The sequence below is a fragment of the Stenotrophomonas sp. YJH_SMC_6 genome (assembly GCF_059371335.1).
Map to the genome: position 1 here is coordinate 1 of NZ_JCAFUM010000023.1, position 16,748 is coordinate 16,748.

Genomic DNA, 16,748 nt, shown 5'->3' on the forward strand with positions numbered 1-16,748 from the left:
CCGGCGGCGTCGTCCTTGGCGCTGTTGATGCGCGAACCGGAGGACAGGCGCTGGATGGTGGTGGCCAGCGAGCTGCCGCTGGTGCTCAGGTTACGCTGAGCATTCAACGACATCGTATTGGTGTTGATGACTTGTGCCATGAGGAGAGGTCCTTGAGCGGTTGCACGTGAGTTGGGTTAGACGCCCCCGACGTGCCCCGGGGGCGGCTCATGTCAGCGCTGCAACAGGCTGAGCACGTTCTGCGGTACCTGGTTGGCCTGGGCCAGCATGGCCGTACCGGCCTGCTGCAGGATCTGGGTGCGGGTCAGTTCGGCGGTTTCCTTGGCGAAGTCGGTATCGCGGATGCGGCTGCGCGAGGCCGACAGGTTCTCCGAGGAGGTCTGCAGGTTGGCCACCACCGAGGTGAAGCGGTTCTGGATCGCGCCGAGGTCGGCGCGCACGCTGTTGACCGATTCGAGGGCCTTGTCGACGATCGACAGCGCCTTCTGTGCGCCTTCGGCGGTGGTGACGTTCAGGTCCTTGACGAAGTTGGCCGTGGCGCCAGTCAGCAGGCCGCCGTTGGTGCTGGTTTCGGTCAGGCCCAGGCCAGCGATGGTCGCGGCGGTGGCGCCAGCCGGCGGGGTTGCGGCACTGACGCCCAGGGTGAAGGTCTGACCGTCCTTGACCGAGGCCAGGCTGATCACGCCGGCATTGACCGAGGCCATGACGCCGGTTTCGCCCAGCTTGTTGTTGATCGCGGCGGAGGTGGCCGAGGTGATCGATTCGCCCGCCTTCACGGTGAAGTCGTTGATGGTGACCGTGGTGGCGGTGCCGCCCGGCGGGGTCACCGAGATCTGCAGGCCGGAGTAGGTGGTGTCGGCGGTGGCCTTGTCGGCGGCGGCCAGGCTGGTGCCGGTGTAGCCGTTGGCGAAGGTTGCCGCGCCCAGCGAATCGGCCTTGGCGTTGACCACGCTGTTGATGGCGATGGCCTGGCCGGCGTTGGCGCCGACCTGGAACAGCTGGCTGGTGAAGGAGCCGTCCAGCAGCTTGGTGCCGTTGAAGTCAGCCTGCTTGGCCACGCGGTCGACTTCCGAGACCAGCTGGGTCACTTCAGCCTGCAGGGCCTTGCGGTCGCTGGCCGAGTTGGTGGCGTTGGAGGACTGCACGGCCAGTTCACGGATGCGCTGCAGGTTGTTGCCGACTTCGCTCAGCGAACCCTCGGCGACCTGGGCCAGCGAGATACCGTCGTTGGCGTTGCGGATGGCTACGTCCAGACCACGGATCTGGGTGGTGAAGCGCTCGCTGATGGCCAGGCCGGCCGCGTCGTCCTTCGCGCTGTTGATGCGCAGGCCGGACGAGAGGCGCTGGATGGTGGTAGCGAGCGAGCTGCCGCTGGTGCTCAGGTTGCGCTGAGCGTTGAGCGACATCGTATTGGTGTTGATTACCTGTGCCATGGGGTCGTCTCCTCTTATATGGAACCCGTTGGTGAATGAAACGAAGCGCCGCCTGTTTTTTTGTGTGGCTGTGTGCTTCGCTGTTGCCAAATGAATAACGGCGCTTTGTCAACAACCTTTAGCCGTGAATTCCGTCGACGCTGAAATCCGGTGCCGGAGGCTGTTTTTCCGGGGTTTTCCAGCCCTGGCCGGGCGTGAAGGCGACCCCGGAAGGGGCGGTTGGGCATGCCCAACCAGCGCTGATGAAGGTATCGGCGGGGCAGGGCCGGGCTTGATGGGCAATCACGGAAAATGCGCAGGAGCACTTTTCCGGTAGCGCCTGGCAACGCCCGGCGAGTGCGACGGAACGGGCACGCAGGAACGAAAAAGGCCGCGATGCAGGGCATCGCGGCCTTCAGGGGGTGACGTTGGGGAAGCGTCAGCGGATCTTGTTGAACAACGACATCGACTGCATCTGCGAGAAGATCGTCTGTGCCGCCTGCAGCGCGGTGCTCTGCAGCTGGTACTGACTCAGTGCATCGGCATAGTCCAGGTCGCGCATCTGCGACAACGTGGTCTTCAGGGTCACGCTGTTGGCTTCACGCATGTCGGCGGCATTGTCCAGTGCCTTCAGCTGCGCACCGCCGGCCGCACGCGAATCGATCATCCGCTCCGACGCACGGGCCACATCGCGCAGGGCGCTCTGCAGTTCGTTCTGCTGCGCGCTCATCTTGGCGGTGGTGCCGGTGTCGGCATCAAGCGCGGCAATCAGTTTGTCCATGGTGTCGAAGATGTCGCGGCTGGTTGCCGGCTTCACACTGAAACTGTCACCGGCAGCGGGTGCGCCGGTGATCTGCAGGCGTACACCGTTGACTTCGACGTTGTCACCAGCCTTGAACGTGCCGGTGCCGGTCACGTTGCCAGCGCCGTCCAGTACCTGGTACTGGTCGGCGGCGGTGAAGCGGATGCTGAAGGACTGGCCGTTCCAGCTGTCGCTGCCATCGCGGGTGATGTTGGTCAGCACGCCGTTGCCGGTATTGCCGGCCGCGGCGACACCATCGACGAAGCCGTCGCCGGTAGGAATGCGCATGAAGATTTCGCTGCCGGGCAGGGCATCCCGCACATAGGTATCGGGGCCGACTTCAATCTGGCGCTGGGTCTGGTCGCCACGGTAGACCACCTTGCCATTGATCTTGGCGAACGGCGGATCGCCATCGTTGGTGCCGCCGAACACATAGCGGCCGGTGCCGTCGTCGGCGTTGGCCAGCGACAGCAGGCCCTCGCGGATCTGGTTCAGTTCGGTGATCAGCGTTTTCTTGTCGGCGGCGCCCAGTGCCGGATTGCTGGCCTGGATGGTCAGGTCGTTGACGCGCGCCATCAGGTCGTTGACCTGGGCCAGGGTGTTTTCCTGTACGCCCAGTCGGTTCTGCACGTTGCCGGCATTCAGTTTCATCCGGTCCAGTGCGGCCAGGCTGCGGTCAAGCCCGACCGCCGCACCAGCGGCAACCGGATCGTCCTTGGCGCTGACGATCTTGCTGCCGGTGGCGATCTGCTGCTCCAGGTGGCTGAGCTTGGCCTGCTTGGCCATCATCAGCGACACGGACTGGTTGAACATCATGCTTGTGGAGATACGGCTGCTCATCGACGGACGGCTCCCAGGATGGTCTGGAACATGCTGTCGGCGGTGGAGATCAGCTGCGAGGCTGCCTGGTAGGCCTGTTGCAGGCGAAGCATGTCGGCCGCCTCTTCGTCCAGATTGACGCCGGATACTTCATCGCGTGCTTCCTGCGCCTTGTCATTGATCACCAGCTGCGCTTCCAGCGAATACTCGGCCGAGCGGGCGGCTGCACCGACCTGGGTGGTCAGGCCCCCCAGGGCGCCGTTGAGGGTGACCGTGCCGCTGTTGAATGCCTTGGCGCTCTCCACCTTGGACAGCCTGGAGGCGTTGCTGTTGTCCGACGAGCCCGCCGGAGTCGGGGTGATGTTGAAGGTGTCGCCAACCTTCGGCGCACCGTCCAGCACGAAGCTCCAGCCATTGGCACTGATGGTCTGGCCGGGAGTATAGGTCTGCGGCGGGCCCCCATCGATGGTATAGGTGGTGGCCGAGGTGAACACGATCGCGGCCGGATTGCGCAGGTTGGCGTTGGTCGAATCGCTGACGGTGACACCGCTCAGCTTGCCGGTGCCCGTGTTGGACGTCGCCGCCGCGCCCTTCACCGCCGCGGCAGCGGCGATGCGCGACGGATCGGTGATCGCCACTTCCATGCTGCCCGCCACGCCTGCGGTCGGCTGCAGCAGGAAGCGGTCGTTGGCCGCCGGGGTACCGCCGACCACCAGCTTGACGCCGTTGATCACCAGTGGATCGGCGGCCGTACCGGTGCCGGTCAGCGGAACGTTCGCACCGGTGTCGGCACGACTGGCCTTCCAGTTGGTGCCATCGAACTGCAGCACCACGTTCTGCGCTTCCAGCTTGCCGAGGTCGCCGTAACTGGCGCTGAGGCTGGCGGTGCCGGTGTTGGCATTGTTGGCGGTGACGCGTGGATTGCCGATGTTGAAGAAGTCACCCCCCAGCTGGCCATACAGGTCCACGCCCTGGTGATGCACCTGGTTGAAGCTCTCGGCCAGGCCTACCGCCAGCTTGCCCAGTTCGGCCTGGGCAGGCGTCAGCACGGTGTCGCGGAATTCCAGCAGGCCGCCGATCTGGCCACCGACTGCCTTCGGGTCGAGGCGGATGGTGTTGCCCTGCGTTTCCAGCGCCAGCTGCAGGCGCTCGGGCTGGTACGGGTCGGCCACGGTGGTGACCTTGGTCGCCGTGGTGCCCACCACCAGTGCGTTGCCGCCGGCGGTGTAGACATTCATGATGCCGCCGTCCTGGATCACCGCCGTGCCACCGGTGTAGCCGATCAGCTGGGTGATCAGCTGATCGCGGCGGTCGAGCAGGTCCGGTGCGGCGGTAGCGATGTTGGTGCCGATCGCACCGTTGATCTGCGCGATCTCCTGCGCCAGCCGGTTGACCTCGGTGGCACCGGCCAGCAGGCCGTTGTTGACCTCGCTGTTGAGGTTGTTCAGGTGCGTGTTGAGCTGCACGAAGCGGTTGGCCAGCGCCTTGCCACCATCCAGCATGTTCTGGCGGTCGGCGGTGCCGGCGGCATTGGAGGACAGGCCGCTGACCGAATCGAAGAACTTCGACCAGACGCCGGACACGTTGGTTGCCGCGTCGGAGAACAACGAATTGACCCGGTCGGCCATGCCGGAGAGCTGCTTCAGGCGCGCCAGCTCGCCGCTGCTGTCGAGCAGGCGCGAGATCGCCAGCTGGTCGGCGGTACGGCGGATGTCGGTGATGCGGGTGCCGTTGCCGACCGTGCCGTAGCCGTAGTTCTGGGGATCAGCCGTGGCGAAGTTGACCTTCTGCCGGCTATAGCCCGGAGTATTGAGGTTGGCCACGTTGTGGCTGGTGGTCGCCAACGCACGCTGGAAGGCGAGCAGGGCACCGGTACCGGTGGAAAGTACGCTGGACATGGGGTTCCTCAACGACGGGTGATACCCAGCGCCGCGGTTGCGGTGCTGGCGAAGGTCTGGCCAAGGCGCGAGCCGGCATCGGCCACGGCGCTGACGGCGCGCTCGATGGTCGGTCCGCCGGCGATCGCGGCGATCTTGGCCGCGTAGCGCGGGTCGGTGGCATAGCCGGCGCGCTGCAGGCCACGGGCGAAGCCCTGCACGTCGGTGCCGGCCTGCAGGGCCTGCTGGTAGCGCGGGCTGGTCTTCAGCAGGCGCACGTAGTCGGCAAAGCTCTCGGCCGGCGAACTGTAGGCACGGAAGCTGGCGGTCTCGTTGCGGCGCACGCCGTCGACGTACTCGTGGGTGCCGGCCACGGCGCGCTGGCCGTTCCAGCCATTGGCCTTGATGCCGAACAGGTTGTGCGAGGTGCTGCCGTCGGCATGCTTGATGTGGCGCTTGCCCCAGCCGGTTTCCAGCGCCGCCTGGGCAACCAGGGCGCGGGCATCCACGCCCAGTTCCTTGGCCGCACGCTGCGCGTGCTGCCAGATGCTGGCGACGAAGCCTTCCGGAGTGTGTTCGCCCAGCTGGGCGACGGCGGTGCGGGTCGCCATCGCATCGGCCGGGCTGATTGCCGTGCCGCGGTTGCTGGCGGTGGCCGACCACTGGTCGCTGTTGGCAGCCCAGTCCTCGCCTTGCAGGCCGCTGATGTAAGGATCTTCGGTACCCAGCGAGCGGTGCATGCTGCTGCTTTCGCGCCCGGCGATCAGGTCCAGCGCCTGTTCCATCGGTGCAACCGCCGCGTGTGCGCCGGACTGGGCGCCGGCGGCCATCTGCTGCAGCAAACGCACGGCCTGGCTACCGTCTTCCAGCGGCAGCGACGGTGCCGGCTTGGCCGGTGCATTGAGCTGATAGGCACGGCTGGCCTTGGCCGGGTCCACGCGGGTATCCAGCGCCGGGCCATCGGCGGCCTGGCCGGACAGCTGCCGGCTGATCATGCCGGACAGGCCCAGGCCTTTGCCGCGGGTCATCGCCTCGGCAATCTTCTGGTCGTACATCTCGCGGAACATCTTGTTTTCGCCGGGGAACAGCGAGTCGCCGAAGCTGGCGTCACGCATGCTCTTGACCAGCATCTGCGCGAACTGGCCTTCCAGCTGGCGCGCGACCTTGTCGATCTTCGCCGGATCGTTCTGTTGTGCCGGGTGCAGATCGAATGCGGGATTGATGCGCATATCAGATCACCTCGAGCTCGGCACTCAATGCGCCGGCCTGCTTCAGGGCTTCCAGGATCGCGATGAGATCGCCTGGTGCTGCGCCCACGGCGTTCACCGCGTGCACGATCTCGTCCAGGGTGGTGCCGCCGCTGAACTTGAACATGCGGCTGCCGTCGTTGGTGGCGGTGATGGTCGACTGCGGGCTGGCTACGGTACGGCCGCCGGACAGCGCATTGGGCTGGCTGACGTTGGTGTTTTCCTGGATGGTCACGGTCAGCGAACCGTGCGAGATCGCGGCAGGTCCCACGCGCACCTGCTGGCCGATGACCACGGTGCCGGTACGCGAATTGACCACCACCTTGGCCGGAGCGCTGCCCGGGGTCAGTTCCAGGTTCTCGATGCGCGCCAGCAGGCCGATGCGTGCGCCCGGATCGGTCGGCGCGGTAACCGCCACGGTCACGCCGTCGACCGCACGCGCCGCACCGTCGCCGAACGCATTGTTGAGCGCAGCGACCATGCGCGAGACCGTGGTGAAGTCATTGTTGTGGAGGTTCAGGGTGATCTCGCCGCCGTTGGCCAGCGGATCGGGCAGCGCACGCTCCACGGTGGCGCCATTGGGAATACGGCCGACGCTGGGCACGTTCACCGAGACACGGGAACCATCCTTGCCCTGTGCACCAAAGCCGCCCACGATCAGGTTGCCCTGGGCGATGGCATAGATCTGGCCGTCGGCGCCGCGCAGCGGGGCCATCAACAGCGAACCGCCACGCAGCGAGACCGCGTTGCCGATCGAGGACACGGTGATATCGATCGGCTGGCCTGGCTTGGCGAACGGCGGCAGTTCAGCGTGGATCGCCACGGCGGCCACGTTCTTCAGCTGTGGGTTGACGTTCGGCGGAACATTCACGCCCAGCTCGCCGAGCAGGTTCTTCAGGCTCTGCACGGTGAAGGGTGCCTGGCTGGTGCGGTCGCCGCTGCCATCCAGGCCGACCACCAGGCCGTAGCCCACCAGGGCGTTACCACGCACGCCGCCGACCTGGGCCAGGTCCTTGATGCGCTCGGCGCTGGCCGGGGTTGCCACGATCATCAGCATCAGCGCGACGAACGACGCCACGCGGCGCTGCCAGAAAGAAGAGGGGAGGAGTTTCATGGCCATACTCAGAACGGCGTCAGGCCGGAATTGAAGAAGCGGCTCAGCCAGCCCATCGCGTTGGACTGCGCGACCGGGCCGCGGCCGCCGTAGACGATGCGGGCTTCGGCCACGCGGCTGGAAGGAATGCTGTTGTCCTGGCTGATGTCGCCCGGGCGCACGATGCCCTGCACCTGCACCAGTTCATCACCCTGGTTCAGCCGCAGGTTCTTCTGCCCCTGTACCACCAGGTTGCCATTGGGCAGGCGCTGGATCACCGTGACGGTGACACTGCCCTGCAGGCGGTTGCTCTGCGCGCTGTTGCCCTTGCCGGTGAAGTCACGCGCGCCCTTGGCCGTCGCACTGAGGATGTCCTTGCCGCCCAGGGTGACCGGCGCACCGAGGATGGACGGCGTGCCCAGGCTCAGGTTGGATTCCTTGTTGGTGGCCGTGTTGGCGCTGGTCTGCGCGGTGGTGTTCTCCAGCAGGGTGATGGTCAGCAGGTCGCCGACATCGCGCGCGCGACGGTCCGAATACAACTGCAGGGTCGGGCCGGCCGCGTAGATCGCGCCGGCGGTCGGTTCGGCCTGCGGTGGCATGATCGGCTGGATCGGTGCCATTGCCGGATAGGGGCGCACATCGCCGGCAATGACGCAGCCACCGAGCAGGGCAGCCACGGTGCAGGCGAGGGCAGTGCGGGCGAAGTTGGAAATGGGCGACATGGCGGTTTCCCGGGTTGGCCGGTCAGAGCTTGTTGTTGAGGTAGCCGAGCATCGAATCGGTGGTGGAAATCGCCTTGGCGTTCATTTCGTAGGCGCGCTGGGTTTCGATCATCGACACCAGCTCTTCCACCACGTTGACGTTGCTGCCTTCCAGCGCGCCCTGCACCACGGTGCCGAGGCCGTTGAGGCCGGGGTTGCCGTTCTGTGCCGGACCGGACGCAGTGGTCTCGAGGAACAGATTCTCGCCACGGGCCTGCAGGCCGGCCGGATTGACGAAGTCGGTCAGGGTCAGCGCGCCGACTTCCACCGAGGCGGCGCCGTCGGCCATCTTCACGCTGATGGTGCCGTCGGTACCGATGGTTACCGACTGCGCGCCTTCGGGAATCTGGATGCCTGGCTGCACCGGGTAGCCGCTGTTGGTGACCAGCTCGCTGTCCTGGTTGATCTTGAACGAGCCATCACGGGTGTAGGCCGAGCTGCCATCAGGCATCTGAACCTCGAAGAAGCCGCGGCCATTGACCATCACGTCGAGGGCGCGGCCGGTCTGCTGCTGGCCACCCTGTTCAAAATTCTTGGCGGTGGCGACCACGCGCACGCCGGTACCCAGCTGCAGGCCGGTTGGCAGCTGCGTCTGTGCCGACGAGGATCCGCCGGGCTGGCGCACCTGCTGGTACAGCAGGTCTTCAAAACTGGCACGGTCCTGCTTGAAGCCGGTGGTGTTGGTGTTGGCGAGGTTGTTGGAAACCACCGACATGCGCATCTGCTGCGCATCCAGTCCGGTTTTCGCGATCCACAATGCCTGGTTCATCTTCGGTGTCCTGTCTGGTGGAGCCGGCCGCGCGGTGCGGCCCTTGTCTTCGGGTGTGCAAGCGGTGTGCCAGCGCCGCTGTCAGGCGGCGCCGGAATTCCGTCAGCTGCCCAGGCGCAGCATGCTGTTGGCGCTGCGCGCGTTCTCGTCGCCGTGCTTGATCACCTGCACCTGCATTTCGTACTGGCGCTGCAGCTGGATCATCTGCACCAGCGCGCCTGCGGCGTCCACGTTGCTGCCTTCCAGCTGGCCGCTGTGCACGGCCGTGCCCTGTGCCGGGGCGAACGGCTGGCGCGGGTCGGTGTTGCGGAACAGGCCATCCAGGCCACGCTCAAGGCGCTCGTCCGGCGCCTGCACCACCTTGATCCGGCCGATCTGCGCCATCGTCTGCGGGCCTTCGCCCTGTGGAATGATCGAGATCGTGCCGTCGGCGCCGATCTCCATGGCCTGGTAGGGCGGAATGGCGATCGGATTGTTGTTGTCATCCAGTACCGGACGGCCGCTGGAGGTCACCAGCTGGCCGTTCGGGGTGACCGACAGTGCAGCACCGCGCGTGTACGCCTCGCTGCCGTCGCTGGACTGCACCGCCAGCCAGGTGCCGGTCTGCAGGGACAGATCCAGCGGCTTGCCGGTAATGTGCTGCGAGCCGGGCGTGCGGTTGAAGCCGGCATCGACGTGCAGCGCATCCACCCGCGAGGCAAAGCCCGGGCCCTTGATCGGGAAGGCTTCGGTGTTGGCCAGCGCTTCCTTGAAGCCAGGGGTGTCCGAGTTGGCGAGGTTGTGGCTGAGCGTTCCCTGCGCCTGCAGGGAGGCGCGGGCACCGGTCATCGCCACGTAAAGGGCTTTATCCATGCGGGGAGTTCCGTGACAGGGTCAGCAGCTCATCAACGGATGTTGATGACGGTCTGGGTGATCTGGTCCTGGGTGGTGATCATCTGCGCGTTGGCCTGGAAGTTGCGCTGCGCGGTGATCATGTTGACCAGCTGCTCGGTGAGGTCGACGGTGGATGCTTCCAGCGAGCCAGCCTGGATCTTGCCGAGGTTGGAGGTATCCGGCATGCCGGTGCGCGGCGTGCCCGAGCTGAAGGTGTCCACCCACAGGTTGTTGCCCTTCGATTCCAGGCCCTGCGGATTGTTGAAGGTGGTCAGCGCGACCTGGCCCAGCGGCTTGTCGGCGCCATTGGAGTAACGCGCGTAGACCACGCCGGTTTCCGACACGGTGATCTCATTGAGCTTGCCGGCGGCGTAGCCGTCCTGCTGGGTGTTGCGCAGCGCGAACTTTTCGCCGTACTGGGTCGAGCCGCTCACGTCCAGCGTCATGTTCAGCACGCCGGCACCGGTGGTCGGGGTGAAGGTGCCGAGGCTGACCTTGCCGTTGGCAGGTGCGACCAGCTTGCCGCTGTTGTCGAAGGTGACCGGGGTCGGTGCGCCGGCCGGCTGGCCATCGACGTAATTGCGCACGGTCCATTCGTTGGGGTTGGCGCCCTTGACGAAGTACGAGACCTGGATGTGGCTCACGCCCAGCGAGTCGTACACGGTGATGCCACCGCTGGAGTGGTTGTAGCTGTTCGAATCGGCCGGGTCGAAGGTCGCCACCGTCGGTTGCTTGGCGTTGGCCGGCAGGGTGAAGCCAACCTTCACTTCGCTGGTCTGCTTCGGCGGGCTGTCGGTGGTCAGCAGCTGCAGGTCGACCAGGCGGCCGGCATCGAAGTTGGTGCCATCGGCATTCGGTGCGAACACCTGCAGGCGCGCGCCCTGCGGGTTGACCACGTAGCCCGATGCATCGGTCTGGAAGTTGCCGGCGCGCGAGTACACGCGGGTGCCGTTCATGTTCATGGTGAAGAAGCCTTCACCGGAAATGGCCATGTCCAGGCTGCGGCCGGTCTGTTCGTTGTGGCCCTGCTTGAACTGCTGGGCGACATTGGAAACGCGCACGCCAGAGCCGACCGCGTTCTTCGACAGTCCATAGCCGGTGGCCGAGAACAGGTCGGCGAATTCGGCGCGCGATTCCTTGAAGCCGGTGGTGTTGACGTTGGCGACGTTGTTGGCGGTGACGCTCAGGTCGGAATTGGCGGCATTGATGCCGGACAGCGAGACATTGAAGCCCATGGGATGCTCCTGGTAAGTGCGGGGTGTGCGGCTCAGCTGACGCGGAGCACGTAGTCGATCGGGGCCGTGCCCAGGCCCTTGAGGTTCAGGTACAGGCCGTCGGAACCGACGGTCACGCTTTCCACCGGCGCCTGCACGTAGGTGGACAGCTTGGTGCTCTTGCCGGCGGTATCGACGTGGTTGGCAACGATGGAATACTTGCCCGGCTCCATGCGCTTGCCGTTGGCATCCTTGCCGTCCCACTGGAACGCAGTCTCGCCGGCGGCCTTGGCTTCCACGCTCAGCGAGGTGACCTTGGCGCCGGTGGCATCGGTGATGTCGACGGTGATGATGCCGGCCGAGGGCGCGGCCACCGTGCCTTCAACGTTGCCTTCCTTTTCCAGCACCAGCTTTTCCGACGGCACCAGCACCTGGTGGCCGACCAGCGCCGCACCACGCAGCACCTGGTCGCTGGCCATCGATTCCTGGAAGCCCTTCACCGTCTTGTTCAGATCGGTGATGCCCTGCACGGTGGACATCTGCGCCATCTGCGCGACCATCTGCGTGTTGTCCATCGGCTTCAGCGGATCCTGGTGCTGCAGCTGTTCGGTCATCAGGCGCAGGAAATCGGCCTGGTCCAGCGTGTTCTTCTTCTTGGTGGCGTTGCTGTTCGGGGCGTTCAGACCAAGTGCGGCGTAGACGTCCTGGTTGGTCTGGTTGTTGACGGCGGTGGTCATGGCGGTATCCGGTACTGCGGGCCTCAGCGGCCCATGGTCAGGGTGGCCAGGGCCAGTTCCTTGGCGGTGGTCAACATCTCCACGCCGGCCTGGTAGTTGCGCGAGGTCGAGATCAGGTTGACCATCTGCGCCACCGGGTCGACGTCGGGCTGGTAGATGTAGCCATCGCCATCGGCCAGCGGGTGGCCCGGCTCATAGCGTTTGATCGGCGCCGCATCGCTTTGGGTGATCTCCTTCACCTTCACCGAGGTGATGTTCGGATCGTTCTTGCTGGTGACGGCCTGGAAGATCGGCTCCAGCGGCTTGTACACCGCGTCGGCGGAACCGGCGACGGTATCGGCGTTGGAGAGGTTGGAGGCGATGGTGCTCATGCGCACCGACTGCGCCTGCAGCGCGGAGCCGGCGATATCGAAGATCGGCAGGTTGCTCATGGCTTATTGCCCCGTGATCGCGGTCAACATGGAACGCACCTTGCTCTCGACGAAGCTGAGCGAAGCGCGGTACTCGAGCGCGGCGCGGCCATAGGCCGCACGCTCGGCATCGGGATCGACGGTGTTGCCGTCCAGGCTGGGTTGCACGCCTTCGCGCGCGATCTGGAACGGGTTCAGGCCACTACTGATTTCGTAGTGCTGCTCATGGGTGGTGGCCATCAGGCCATTGGCATCCTGCCCCTGGGCATGGCGCAGGGCGGCGTCGAAGTCCAGGTCCTGGGCCTTGTAGCCGGGAGTGTCGGCATTGCCGAGGTTGCTGGCGATCAGCTTCATCCGCTGTTCGCGCAACGGCATGGCCTGGGCATGGACGCCCAGGTAGTCGGTAATCAGGTTGCGCACGGTGCACTCCCACGGGAACGTTGCCCGGGAAGCTGCAAGGGGTGTGCCAAATTCGAGAGGGTAGTGCCGGCCGCTGGCCGGCTCCCCGATGGATCTGCGGTTGCCGGCCAGCGGCCGGCACTACCGGATCAGTGGCCTCAGGCCGCCAGCGCCACCTTGCGCAGGCGGTCCAGCACGAAATCGGCCAGCTCGTGCGGCGAGTACTTGGCGACGAAGGCGTTGGCGCCCACGCGCTCGACCATGGCGTTGTTGAAGACGCCCGACAGCGAGGTGTGCAGCAGCACGTACAGGCCGGCCAGGCCCGGATGGCGCCGGATTTCCGTCGTCAGCGTATAGCCGTCCATGGCCGGCATCTCGATGTCCGAGATGACCATGGCATAGCGCTCGGCCGGGTTCTCGCCCGAGGCGTGGATCTGCAGCAGATGGTCCAGCGCCTGCTTGCCGTCCGAGAGCAGGGTGGCACCCACGCCCAGCTGGTCGAGCACGCTGCGGATCTGCTGGCGGGCAACGCGCGAGTCATCCACCACCAGCACCTGCAGCTGCGGGCCGTCGGAGGGCATCGCCATCGCCGGATCCAGCACCGCTTCGCCGCGCACCTGGGCGATGTCGGCCAGGACGCTTTCCACGTCGATCACCTGAATCAGTTCACCCTGGAAGCGGGTCACTGCGGTCAGGTAGCTCGATTCGGCGCCCAGTTCCGGCGGCGGATGGATGTCTTCCACCGCGATGTTGACGATGCGCTCCACGCCGCTGACCAGGAAGCCCTGGATCGAGCGGTTGAACTCGGTGACGACAAGGTAGCCGGGCGAGGTGTCCGCCTCCGGCTCGCGCTCGGGATGGCCGATGGCCAGGCCGAGGTCCAGCACCGGCACCGAGCGGCCACGCACGTCGGCCACGCCGGAGAACTGGCTGGGCAGCCCGGGCACCTGGAACAGTTCCGGGCGCCGCAGGACTTCCTGCACCTTGAAGACATTGACGCCAAAAAGCTGACGTCCGCCGAGACGGAACAGCAGCAGCGCCAGGCGATTGTGGCCGGCCAGACGGGTCCGCTGGTCGATCCGGTTGAGCAGGTCATGGGACATGGCTGCTGTATCGGCGGGGTAGGCGCCGAACTTGAGGGCGCTCTGCCGCCCACGCGCTCCACACCGCTTCTGTAGAGTCGACTGTGAGTCGACTGCTCTTATAGTCGACTGCTCTTATCCGATCGCGGGAAATCCCGCGCTTCGCGCGAAAGTCGACTGACGCGAAAGTCGACTAACAGTCGACTCTACAGGCCCCATCCCGAGACCCGGTCTCTGGCACACACCTTGCACGCAGCTGGGCCAGGTCCCATCGACAGGAGGCGCCATGCGCCGGGTCACATCTCTATTGGCCATCGCGCTTGCCCTGGCCTCGCCGTGGGCGGCGGCCGCCGACTGGCAACCCGTAGCCAGCATCCGCACCGCAGCGTTGTCGACGCTGCCGGCCGGCAGCGAGGGTGAGGCCCAGGTGGCCGATGCGCTGCGCCTGCCCAAGTGTGGCGGCGCGCTGCAGGTACAGCCAACCGCCAACACCACGGTGGAGGTCAGTTGCCCTGATGCGGGGGGCTGGCGCCTGTTCGTGCCGGTGAAGGTGCGGCGCAACCAGACCGTGCTGGTGCTCAATCGTGGAATCGGCACTGGAGAAACCCTCACCGCCGCCGATATCACCACTGCCCAGCGTGACGCTGCCCGGATTGCCGGTGCGGTGCTGGCCGATCCCAATGCAGCGATCGGCCGCATCGCCCGCCGTCCGTTGCAGGCCGGAGCCCTGCTGTCGAACAACGACCTGGTGGTTCAGCGTCTCATCAAGCGAGGAGACAATGTAGCCCTGGTGTCGCGTCGCGGTTCGGTCGAGGTCCGCATTGCCGGCCGTGCGATGGGTGATGCCGGTGAGAACGAGCGGGTCTCGGTCGAGAACCTGTCCTCGCGGCGGATCGTGCAGGGCACGGTCGATGCCGCAGGTGACGTAATCGTGGCGCGTTGAATTACCGCAAAATATCCCTAAAGATCACGGCCCTGCGGCCGTTATCCCTTGTGAACGGCAACTCCAGGACACCCCATGAGCCAGAAAATCGACGGCAACCTGCAGGTCCCCCAGGCACTGCGCAGCGTGACGACCCCGGCCAACAAGCCCGGCGTCAGCACCGATGCGGCGGCGCGCCCGGTCGAGGCGGCCGACAGCCTGCGCCTGACCGGCGAGGCCACCAATCTGCAGGCCATCGAGCGTGAGCTGACCACCGCCCCGGCGATCGACGCCCAGCGCGTGGCCGCCGTGCGCGAGTCGCTGCAGAACGGCACCTACAAGATCAATCCGGACGCGATCGCATCGCGCATGCTCGATCTGGACCAGCAGCTGCACGGATGACCGCGGCGATGAGCGAGCCGCTGCAGCGCCTCGCCCAGGCCCTGGACGTTGAACGCCAGGCCCTGGTCGAGCACGACGTGCACGCCTTGATCCGGGCCACCGGCGCCAAGCTGGAAGCGCTGCGTGCGCTGGAAGGTGCGCCGCCGGTGGGGCAGGGCGAGCAGCTGCAGGAACTGGCCGAGCGCAACCGCGCCAATGGCGTGCTGCTTTCGCGGCGCCGACGCGAAGTCAACTGGGCATTGCGCCAGTTGGGCCGTACCGAAGACGCCTCGGCCTATGACGCCAAGGGCCAGTCACACACCGTTACTGCCCGCCGCCCACTCGCCGTCGCCTGACGCGACGGCGGTCGCACTACCCACCCCCGCGGGCTGAAGCCCGCTGCGTGACCGCGTATATTGGGCGCCTGTTCGAACGTCCCGAGTCGCCGTGTCCGCTGCCAACGCCCTGGTTACCGCCCCCCTTCCTCCGCAGCCGGTGCTGCAAGCCCTGCTTGAGCGCCTGCGCGAAGGGCTGCTGCTGTTCACTGAAGACGGGCAGGTGGCGCTGGCCAATCCGGCTGCGCAGAACCTGTTGGCCGGTGGGGAGGACGGTGCATTGCCGCCGCAGCGGCTGCGTGAGCTGCTGCCACCCGATGCGCTGGAACAGGCGCGGCAGCATGGTCACTGGAACGGCAGCCTGCCGCTGGGGGAGGGTGTGGTCATCGCCCACCTCTACCACCACGGCCCGGTCGGCCAGGGGCACTTCCTGGCGTTGTTCCGCCATATCGAAGGGCAGGAAGACTACGAGCGCGAGCTGCAGCAGCGCCATGCCGAGCTGCGGCAGGCCTACCTGCGCCTGAACGGTACCCAGGAAAAACTGCTGCAGTCGGAAAAGATGGCGTCCATCGGCCAGCTCGCTGCCGGCGTGGCGCACGAGATCAACAACCCGATCGGCTACGTGCACTCCAACCTGGGCAGCCTGCAGGAGTACCTGCGCAGCCTGTTCACGGTGATCGAAGCCTACGAACGCGCCCTTCGTGCGCCCGACCCGAAGGCGTTGATTCCGGAAATCGACGATATCCGTGACCGCCTGGACATCGATTTCATCAGCCGCGACCTGCCGCAGCTGATGGCCGAATCGCGCGAAGGCATCGAACGGGTGACCCGCATCGTGCGTGACCTGAAGGACTTCTCGTATTCCGGCCGCGACGAATCGTGGAAGCTGGTCGACCTGCACGCAGGGCTGGAATCGACCATCAACATCATCTGGAACGAGCTCAAGTACAAGGTCACCCTGGTGCGTGAGTTCGGCCAGCTGCCGCTGGTGGAATGCCTGCCGTCCGAGTTGAACCAGGTCTACATGAACCTGCTGCTCAACGCCGGCCACGCCATTGCCGAGCGTGGCACGATCACCGTGCGTACTGGTGTCGACGGTGACCAGGTATGGGTCGAATTTGAAGACACTGGCGGCGGCATCTCGCCGGAACTGCGCCAGCGCATCTTCGATCCGTTCTTCACCACCAAGCCGGTGGGCAGCGGTACCGGCCTGGGCCTGTCGATCTCCTACAGCATCATCAACAAGCACCATGGCCGCATCGACCTGGACAGCACCCCGGGCGTGGGCTCGCGCTTCCGCGTGGTGCTGCCGGTGAAGCAGCCGCGCTGACCCCTTCGGGTAGTGCCGGCCGCTGGCCGGCAACCTCATTGAACCGGGCATCGAGAGCAGCCGGCCAGCGGCCGGCTCTACCAGGGCTTGTCCCCGACCTGGGTTCGCGCTTCGGGTAGTGCCGGCCGCTGGCCGGCAACTTCTTTGAACCGGGCATCGAGAGCAGCCGGCCAGCGGCCGGCTCTACCAGGGCTTGTCCCCGACCTGGGTTCGCGCTTCGGGTAGTGCCGGCCGCTGGCCGGCAACCTCTTTGAACCAGGCATCGAGAGCAGCCGGCCAGCGGCC

General features: G+C 66.0%; 18 protein-coding genes. 4 read left to right on the forward strand and 14 right to left on the reverse strand.

Annotated features, from left to right (window positions below):
- The 14 genes from AC5P9N_RS20835 to AC5P9N_RS20900 all read right to left on the reverse strand — a co-directional run.
- Nucleotides 1-140, reverse strand: a 140-nt coding sequence (locus tag AC5P9N_RS20835; RefSeq protein ID WP_482995120.1) for a flagellin N-terminal helical domain-containing protein, incomplete at its 3' end; no start/stop codon positions are given.
- 72 nt (nucleotides 141-212) lie between these two features.
- Nucleotides 213-1,433: a flagellin gene (locus tag AC5P9N_RS20840; protein ID WP_005413267.1), complete on the reverse strand. Its 1,221-nt coding sequence runs from the start codon at nucleotides 1,431-1,433 to the stop codon at nucleotides 213-215.
- A gap of 418 nt (nucleotides 1,434-1,851) precedes the next feature.
- Complete coding sequence (gene flgL, locus AC5P9N_RS20845) at nucleotides 1,852-3,054, reverse strand: flagellar hook-associated protein FlgL (protein ID WP_005409566.1); 1,203 nt, start codon at nucleotides 3,052-3,054, stop codon at nucleotides 1,852-1,854.
- Nucleotides 3,051-4,931 carry a flagellar hook-associated protein FlgK gene (gene flgK, locus AC5P9N_RS20850; RefSeq protein ID WP_099484546.1) on the reverse strand — a complete coding sequence of 627 codons (1,881 nt, stop codon included), beginning with the start codon at nucleotides 4,929-4,931 and terminating at the stop codon, nucleotides 3,051-3,053. The genes flgL and flgK overlap by 4 nt, the downstream gene beginning before the upstream one ends.
- An 8-nt stretch (nucleotides 4,932-4,939) precedes the next feature.
- Nucleotides 4,940-6,139, reverse strand: coding sequence for a flagellar assembly peptidoglycan hydrolase FlgJ (gene flgJ / locus AC5P9N_RS20855; RefSeq protein WP_099484547.1), 1,200 nt, complete (start codon nucleotides 6,137-6,139; stop codon nucleotides 4,940-4,942).
- 1 nt (nucleotide 6,140) lies between these two features.
- Nucleotides 6,141-7,277, reverse strand: a complete 1,137-nt coding sequence (locus AC5P9N_RS20860; RefSeq protein ID WP_049395878.1) for a flagellar basal body P-ring protein FlgI — start codon at nucleotides 7,275-7,277, stop codon at nucleotides 6,141-6,143.
- Between the two features lie 2 nt (nucleotides 7,278-7,279).
- Nucleotides 7,280-7,972 (reverse strand): flagellar basal body L-ring protein FlgH, encoded by a 693-nt coding sequence (flgH, locus tag AC5P9N_RS20865; protein WP_099484548.1) that lies wholly within the window; start codon nucleotides 7,970-7,972, stop codon nucleotides 7,280-7,282.
- Between the two features lie 22 nt (nucleotides 7,973-7,994).
- Complete coding sequence (flgG, locus tag AC5P9N_RS20870) at nucleotides 7,995-8,780, reverse strand: flagellar basal-body rod protein FlgG (RefSeq protein ID WP_005409571.1); 786 nt, start codon at nucleotides 8,778-8,780, stop codon at nucleotides 7,995-7,997.
- Between the two features lie 102 nt (nucleotides 8,781-8,882).
- A complete protein-coding gene (locus AC5P9N_RS20875) occupies nucleotides 8,883-9,632 on the reverse strand; it encodes a flagellar basal body rod protein FlgF (protein ID WP_012480125.1) in 750 nt (249 codons plus the stop codon).
- Nucleotides 9,633-9,664: 32 nt separating this feature from the next.
- Nucleotides 9,665-10,888: a flagellar hook protein FlgE gene (flgE, locus tag AC5P9N_RS20880; protein ID WP_099484549.1), complete on the reverse strand. Its 1,224-nt coding sequence runs from the start codon at nucleotides 10,886-10,888 to the stop codon at nucleotides 9,665-9,667.
- A gap of 32 nt (nucleotides 10,889-10,920) precedes the next feature.
- Nucleotides 10,921-11,604, reverse strand: a complete 684-nt coding sequence (locus tag AC5P9N_RS20885) for a flagellar hook assembly protein FlgD (RefSeq protein WP_099484550.1) — start codon at nucleotides 11,602-11,604, stop codon at nucleotides 10,921-10,923.
- A 23-nt stretch (nucleotides 11,605-11,627) separates the two neighbouring features.
- Entirely contained in the window at nucleotides 11,628-12,035 is a 408-nt protein-coding gene (gene flgC / locus AC5P9N_RS20890; RefSeq protein ID WP_005409575.1) for a flagellar basal body rod protein FlgC, read from the reverse strand.
- 3 nt (nucleotides 12,036-12,038) lie between these two features.
- Entirely contained in the window at nucleotides 12,039-12,434 is a 396-nt protein-coding gene (gene flgB, locus AC5P9N_RS20895) for a flagellar basal body rod protein FlgB (protein ID WP_005409576.1), read from the reverse strand.
- Nucleotides 12,435-12,571: 137 nt separating this feature from the next.
- Complete coding sequence (locus AC5P9N_RS20900) at nucleotides 12,572-13,516, reverse strand: chemotaxis protein (RefSeq protein WP_005409577.1); 945 nt, start codon at nucleotides 13,514-13,516, stop codon at nucleotides 12,572-12,574.
- Nucleotides 13,517-13,781: 265 nt separating this feature from the next.
- Here AC5P9N_RS20900 and flgA point away from each other — a divergent pair, with 265 nt between their 5' ends.
- The 4 genes from flgA to AC5P9N_RS20920 all read left to right on the forward strand — a co-directional run bounded on the left by flgA (nucleotide 13,782) and on the right by AC5P9N_RS20920 (nucleotide 16,463).
- The gene (gene flgA / locus AC5P9N_RS20905) at nucleotides 13,782-14,438 is read left to right on the forward strand and encodes a flagellar basal body P-ring formation chaperone FlgA (protein WP_099473118.1); all 657 of its coding nucleotides are present in this window, start codon (nucleotides 13,782-13,784) and stop codon (nucleotides 14,436-14,438) included.
- 75 nt (nucleotides 14,439-14,513) lie between these two features.
- The gene (gene flgM, locus AC5P9N_RS20910) at nucleotides 14,514-14,819 is read left to right on the forward strand and encodes a flagellar biosynthesis anti-sigma factor FlgM (RefSeq protein ID WP_005409579.1); all 306 of its coding nucleotides are present in this window, start codon (nucleotides 14,514-14,516) and stop codon (nucleotides 14,817-14,819) included.
- Entirely contained in the window at nucleotides 14,816-15,154 is a 339-nt protein-coding gene (locus AC5P9N_RS20915) for a flagellar protein FlgN (RefSeq protein WP_005409580.1), read from the forward strand. The genes flgM and AC5P9N_RS20915 overlap by 4 nt, the downstream gene beginning before the upstream one ends.
- A 91-nt stretch (nucleotides 15,155-15,245) precedes the next feature.
- On the forward strand, nucleotides 15,246-16,463 hold the full coding sequence (locus tag AC5P9N_RS20920) for an ATP-binding protein (RefSeq protein ID WP_005409581.1): 1,218 nt from the start codon (nucleotides 15,246-15,248) through the stop codon (nucleotides 16,461-16,463).
- The last annotated feature ends 285 nt before the right edge of the window (nucleotides 16,464-16,748 follow it).

Excerpts from the sequence above, each read along its gene's own strand:
- AC5P9N_RS20840 (WP_005413267.1), bottom strand. The coding sequence starts at position 1,433 with ATGGCACAGGTAATCAACACCAATACGATGTCGCTCAACGCTCAGCGC.
- flgL (WP_005409566.1), bottom strand. The coding sequence starts at position 3,054 with ATGAGCAGCCGTATCTCCACAAGCATGATGTTCAACCAGTCCGTGTCG.
- flgK (WP_099484546.1), bottom strand. The coding sequence starts at position 4,931 with ATGTCCAGCGTACTTTCCACCGGTACCGGTGCCCTGCTCGCCTTCCAG.
- flgJ (WP_099484547.1), bottom strand. The coding sequence starts at position 6,139 with ATGCGCATCAATCCCGCATTCGATCTGCACCCGGCACAACAGAACGAT.
- AC5P9N_RS20860 (WP_049395878.1), bottom strand. The coding sequence starts at position 7,277 with ATGGCCATGAAACTCCTCCCCTCTTCTTTCTGGCAGCGCCGCGTGGCG.
- flgH (WP_099484548.1), bottom strand. The coding sequence starts at position 7,972 with ATGTCGCCCATTTCCAACTTCGCCCGCACTGCCCTCGCCTGCACCGTG.
- flgG (WP_005409571.1), bottom strand. The coding sequence starts at position 8,780 with ATGAACCAGGCATTGTGGATCGCGAAAACCGGACTGGATGCGCAGCAG.
- AC5P9N_RS20875 (WP_012480125.1), bottom strand. The coding sequence starts at position 9,632 with ATGGATAAAGCCCTTTACGTGGCGATGACCGGTGCCCGCGCCTCCCTG.
- flgE (WP_099484549.1), bottom strand. The coding sequence starts at position 10,888 with ATGGGCTTCAATGTCTCGCTGTCCGGCATCAATGCCGCCAATTCCGAC.
- AC5P9N_RS20885 (WP_099484550.1), bottom strand. The coding sequence starts at position 11,604 with ATGACCACCGCCGTCAACAACCAGACCAACCAGGACGTCTACGCCGCA.
- flgC (WP_005409575.1), bottom strand. The coding sequence starts at position 12,035 with ATGAGCAACCTGCCGATCTTCGATATCGCCGGCTCCGCGCTGCAGGCG.
- AC5P9N_RS20900 (WP_005409577.1), bottom strand. The coding sequence starts at position 13,516 with ATGTCCCATGACCTGCTCAACCGGATCGACCAGCGGACCCGTCTGGCC.
- flgA (WP_099473118.1), top strand. The coding sequence starts at position 13,782 with ATGCGCCGGGTCACATCTCTATTGGCCATCGCGCTTGCCCTGGCCTCG.
- flgM (WP_005409579.1), top strand. The coding sequence starts at position 14,514 with ATGAGCCAGAAAATCGACGGCAACCTGCAGGTCCCCCAGGCACTGCGC.
- AC5P9N_RS20915 (WP_005409580.1), top strand. The coding sequence starts at position 14,816 with ATGACCGCGGCGATGAGCGAGCCGCTGCAGCGCCTCGCCCAGGCCCTG.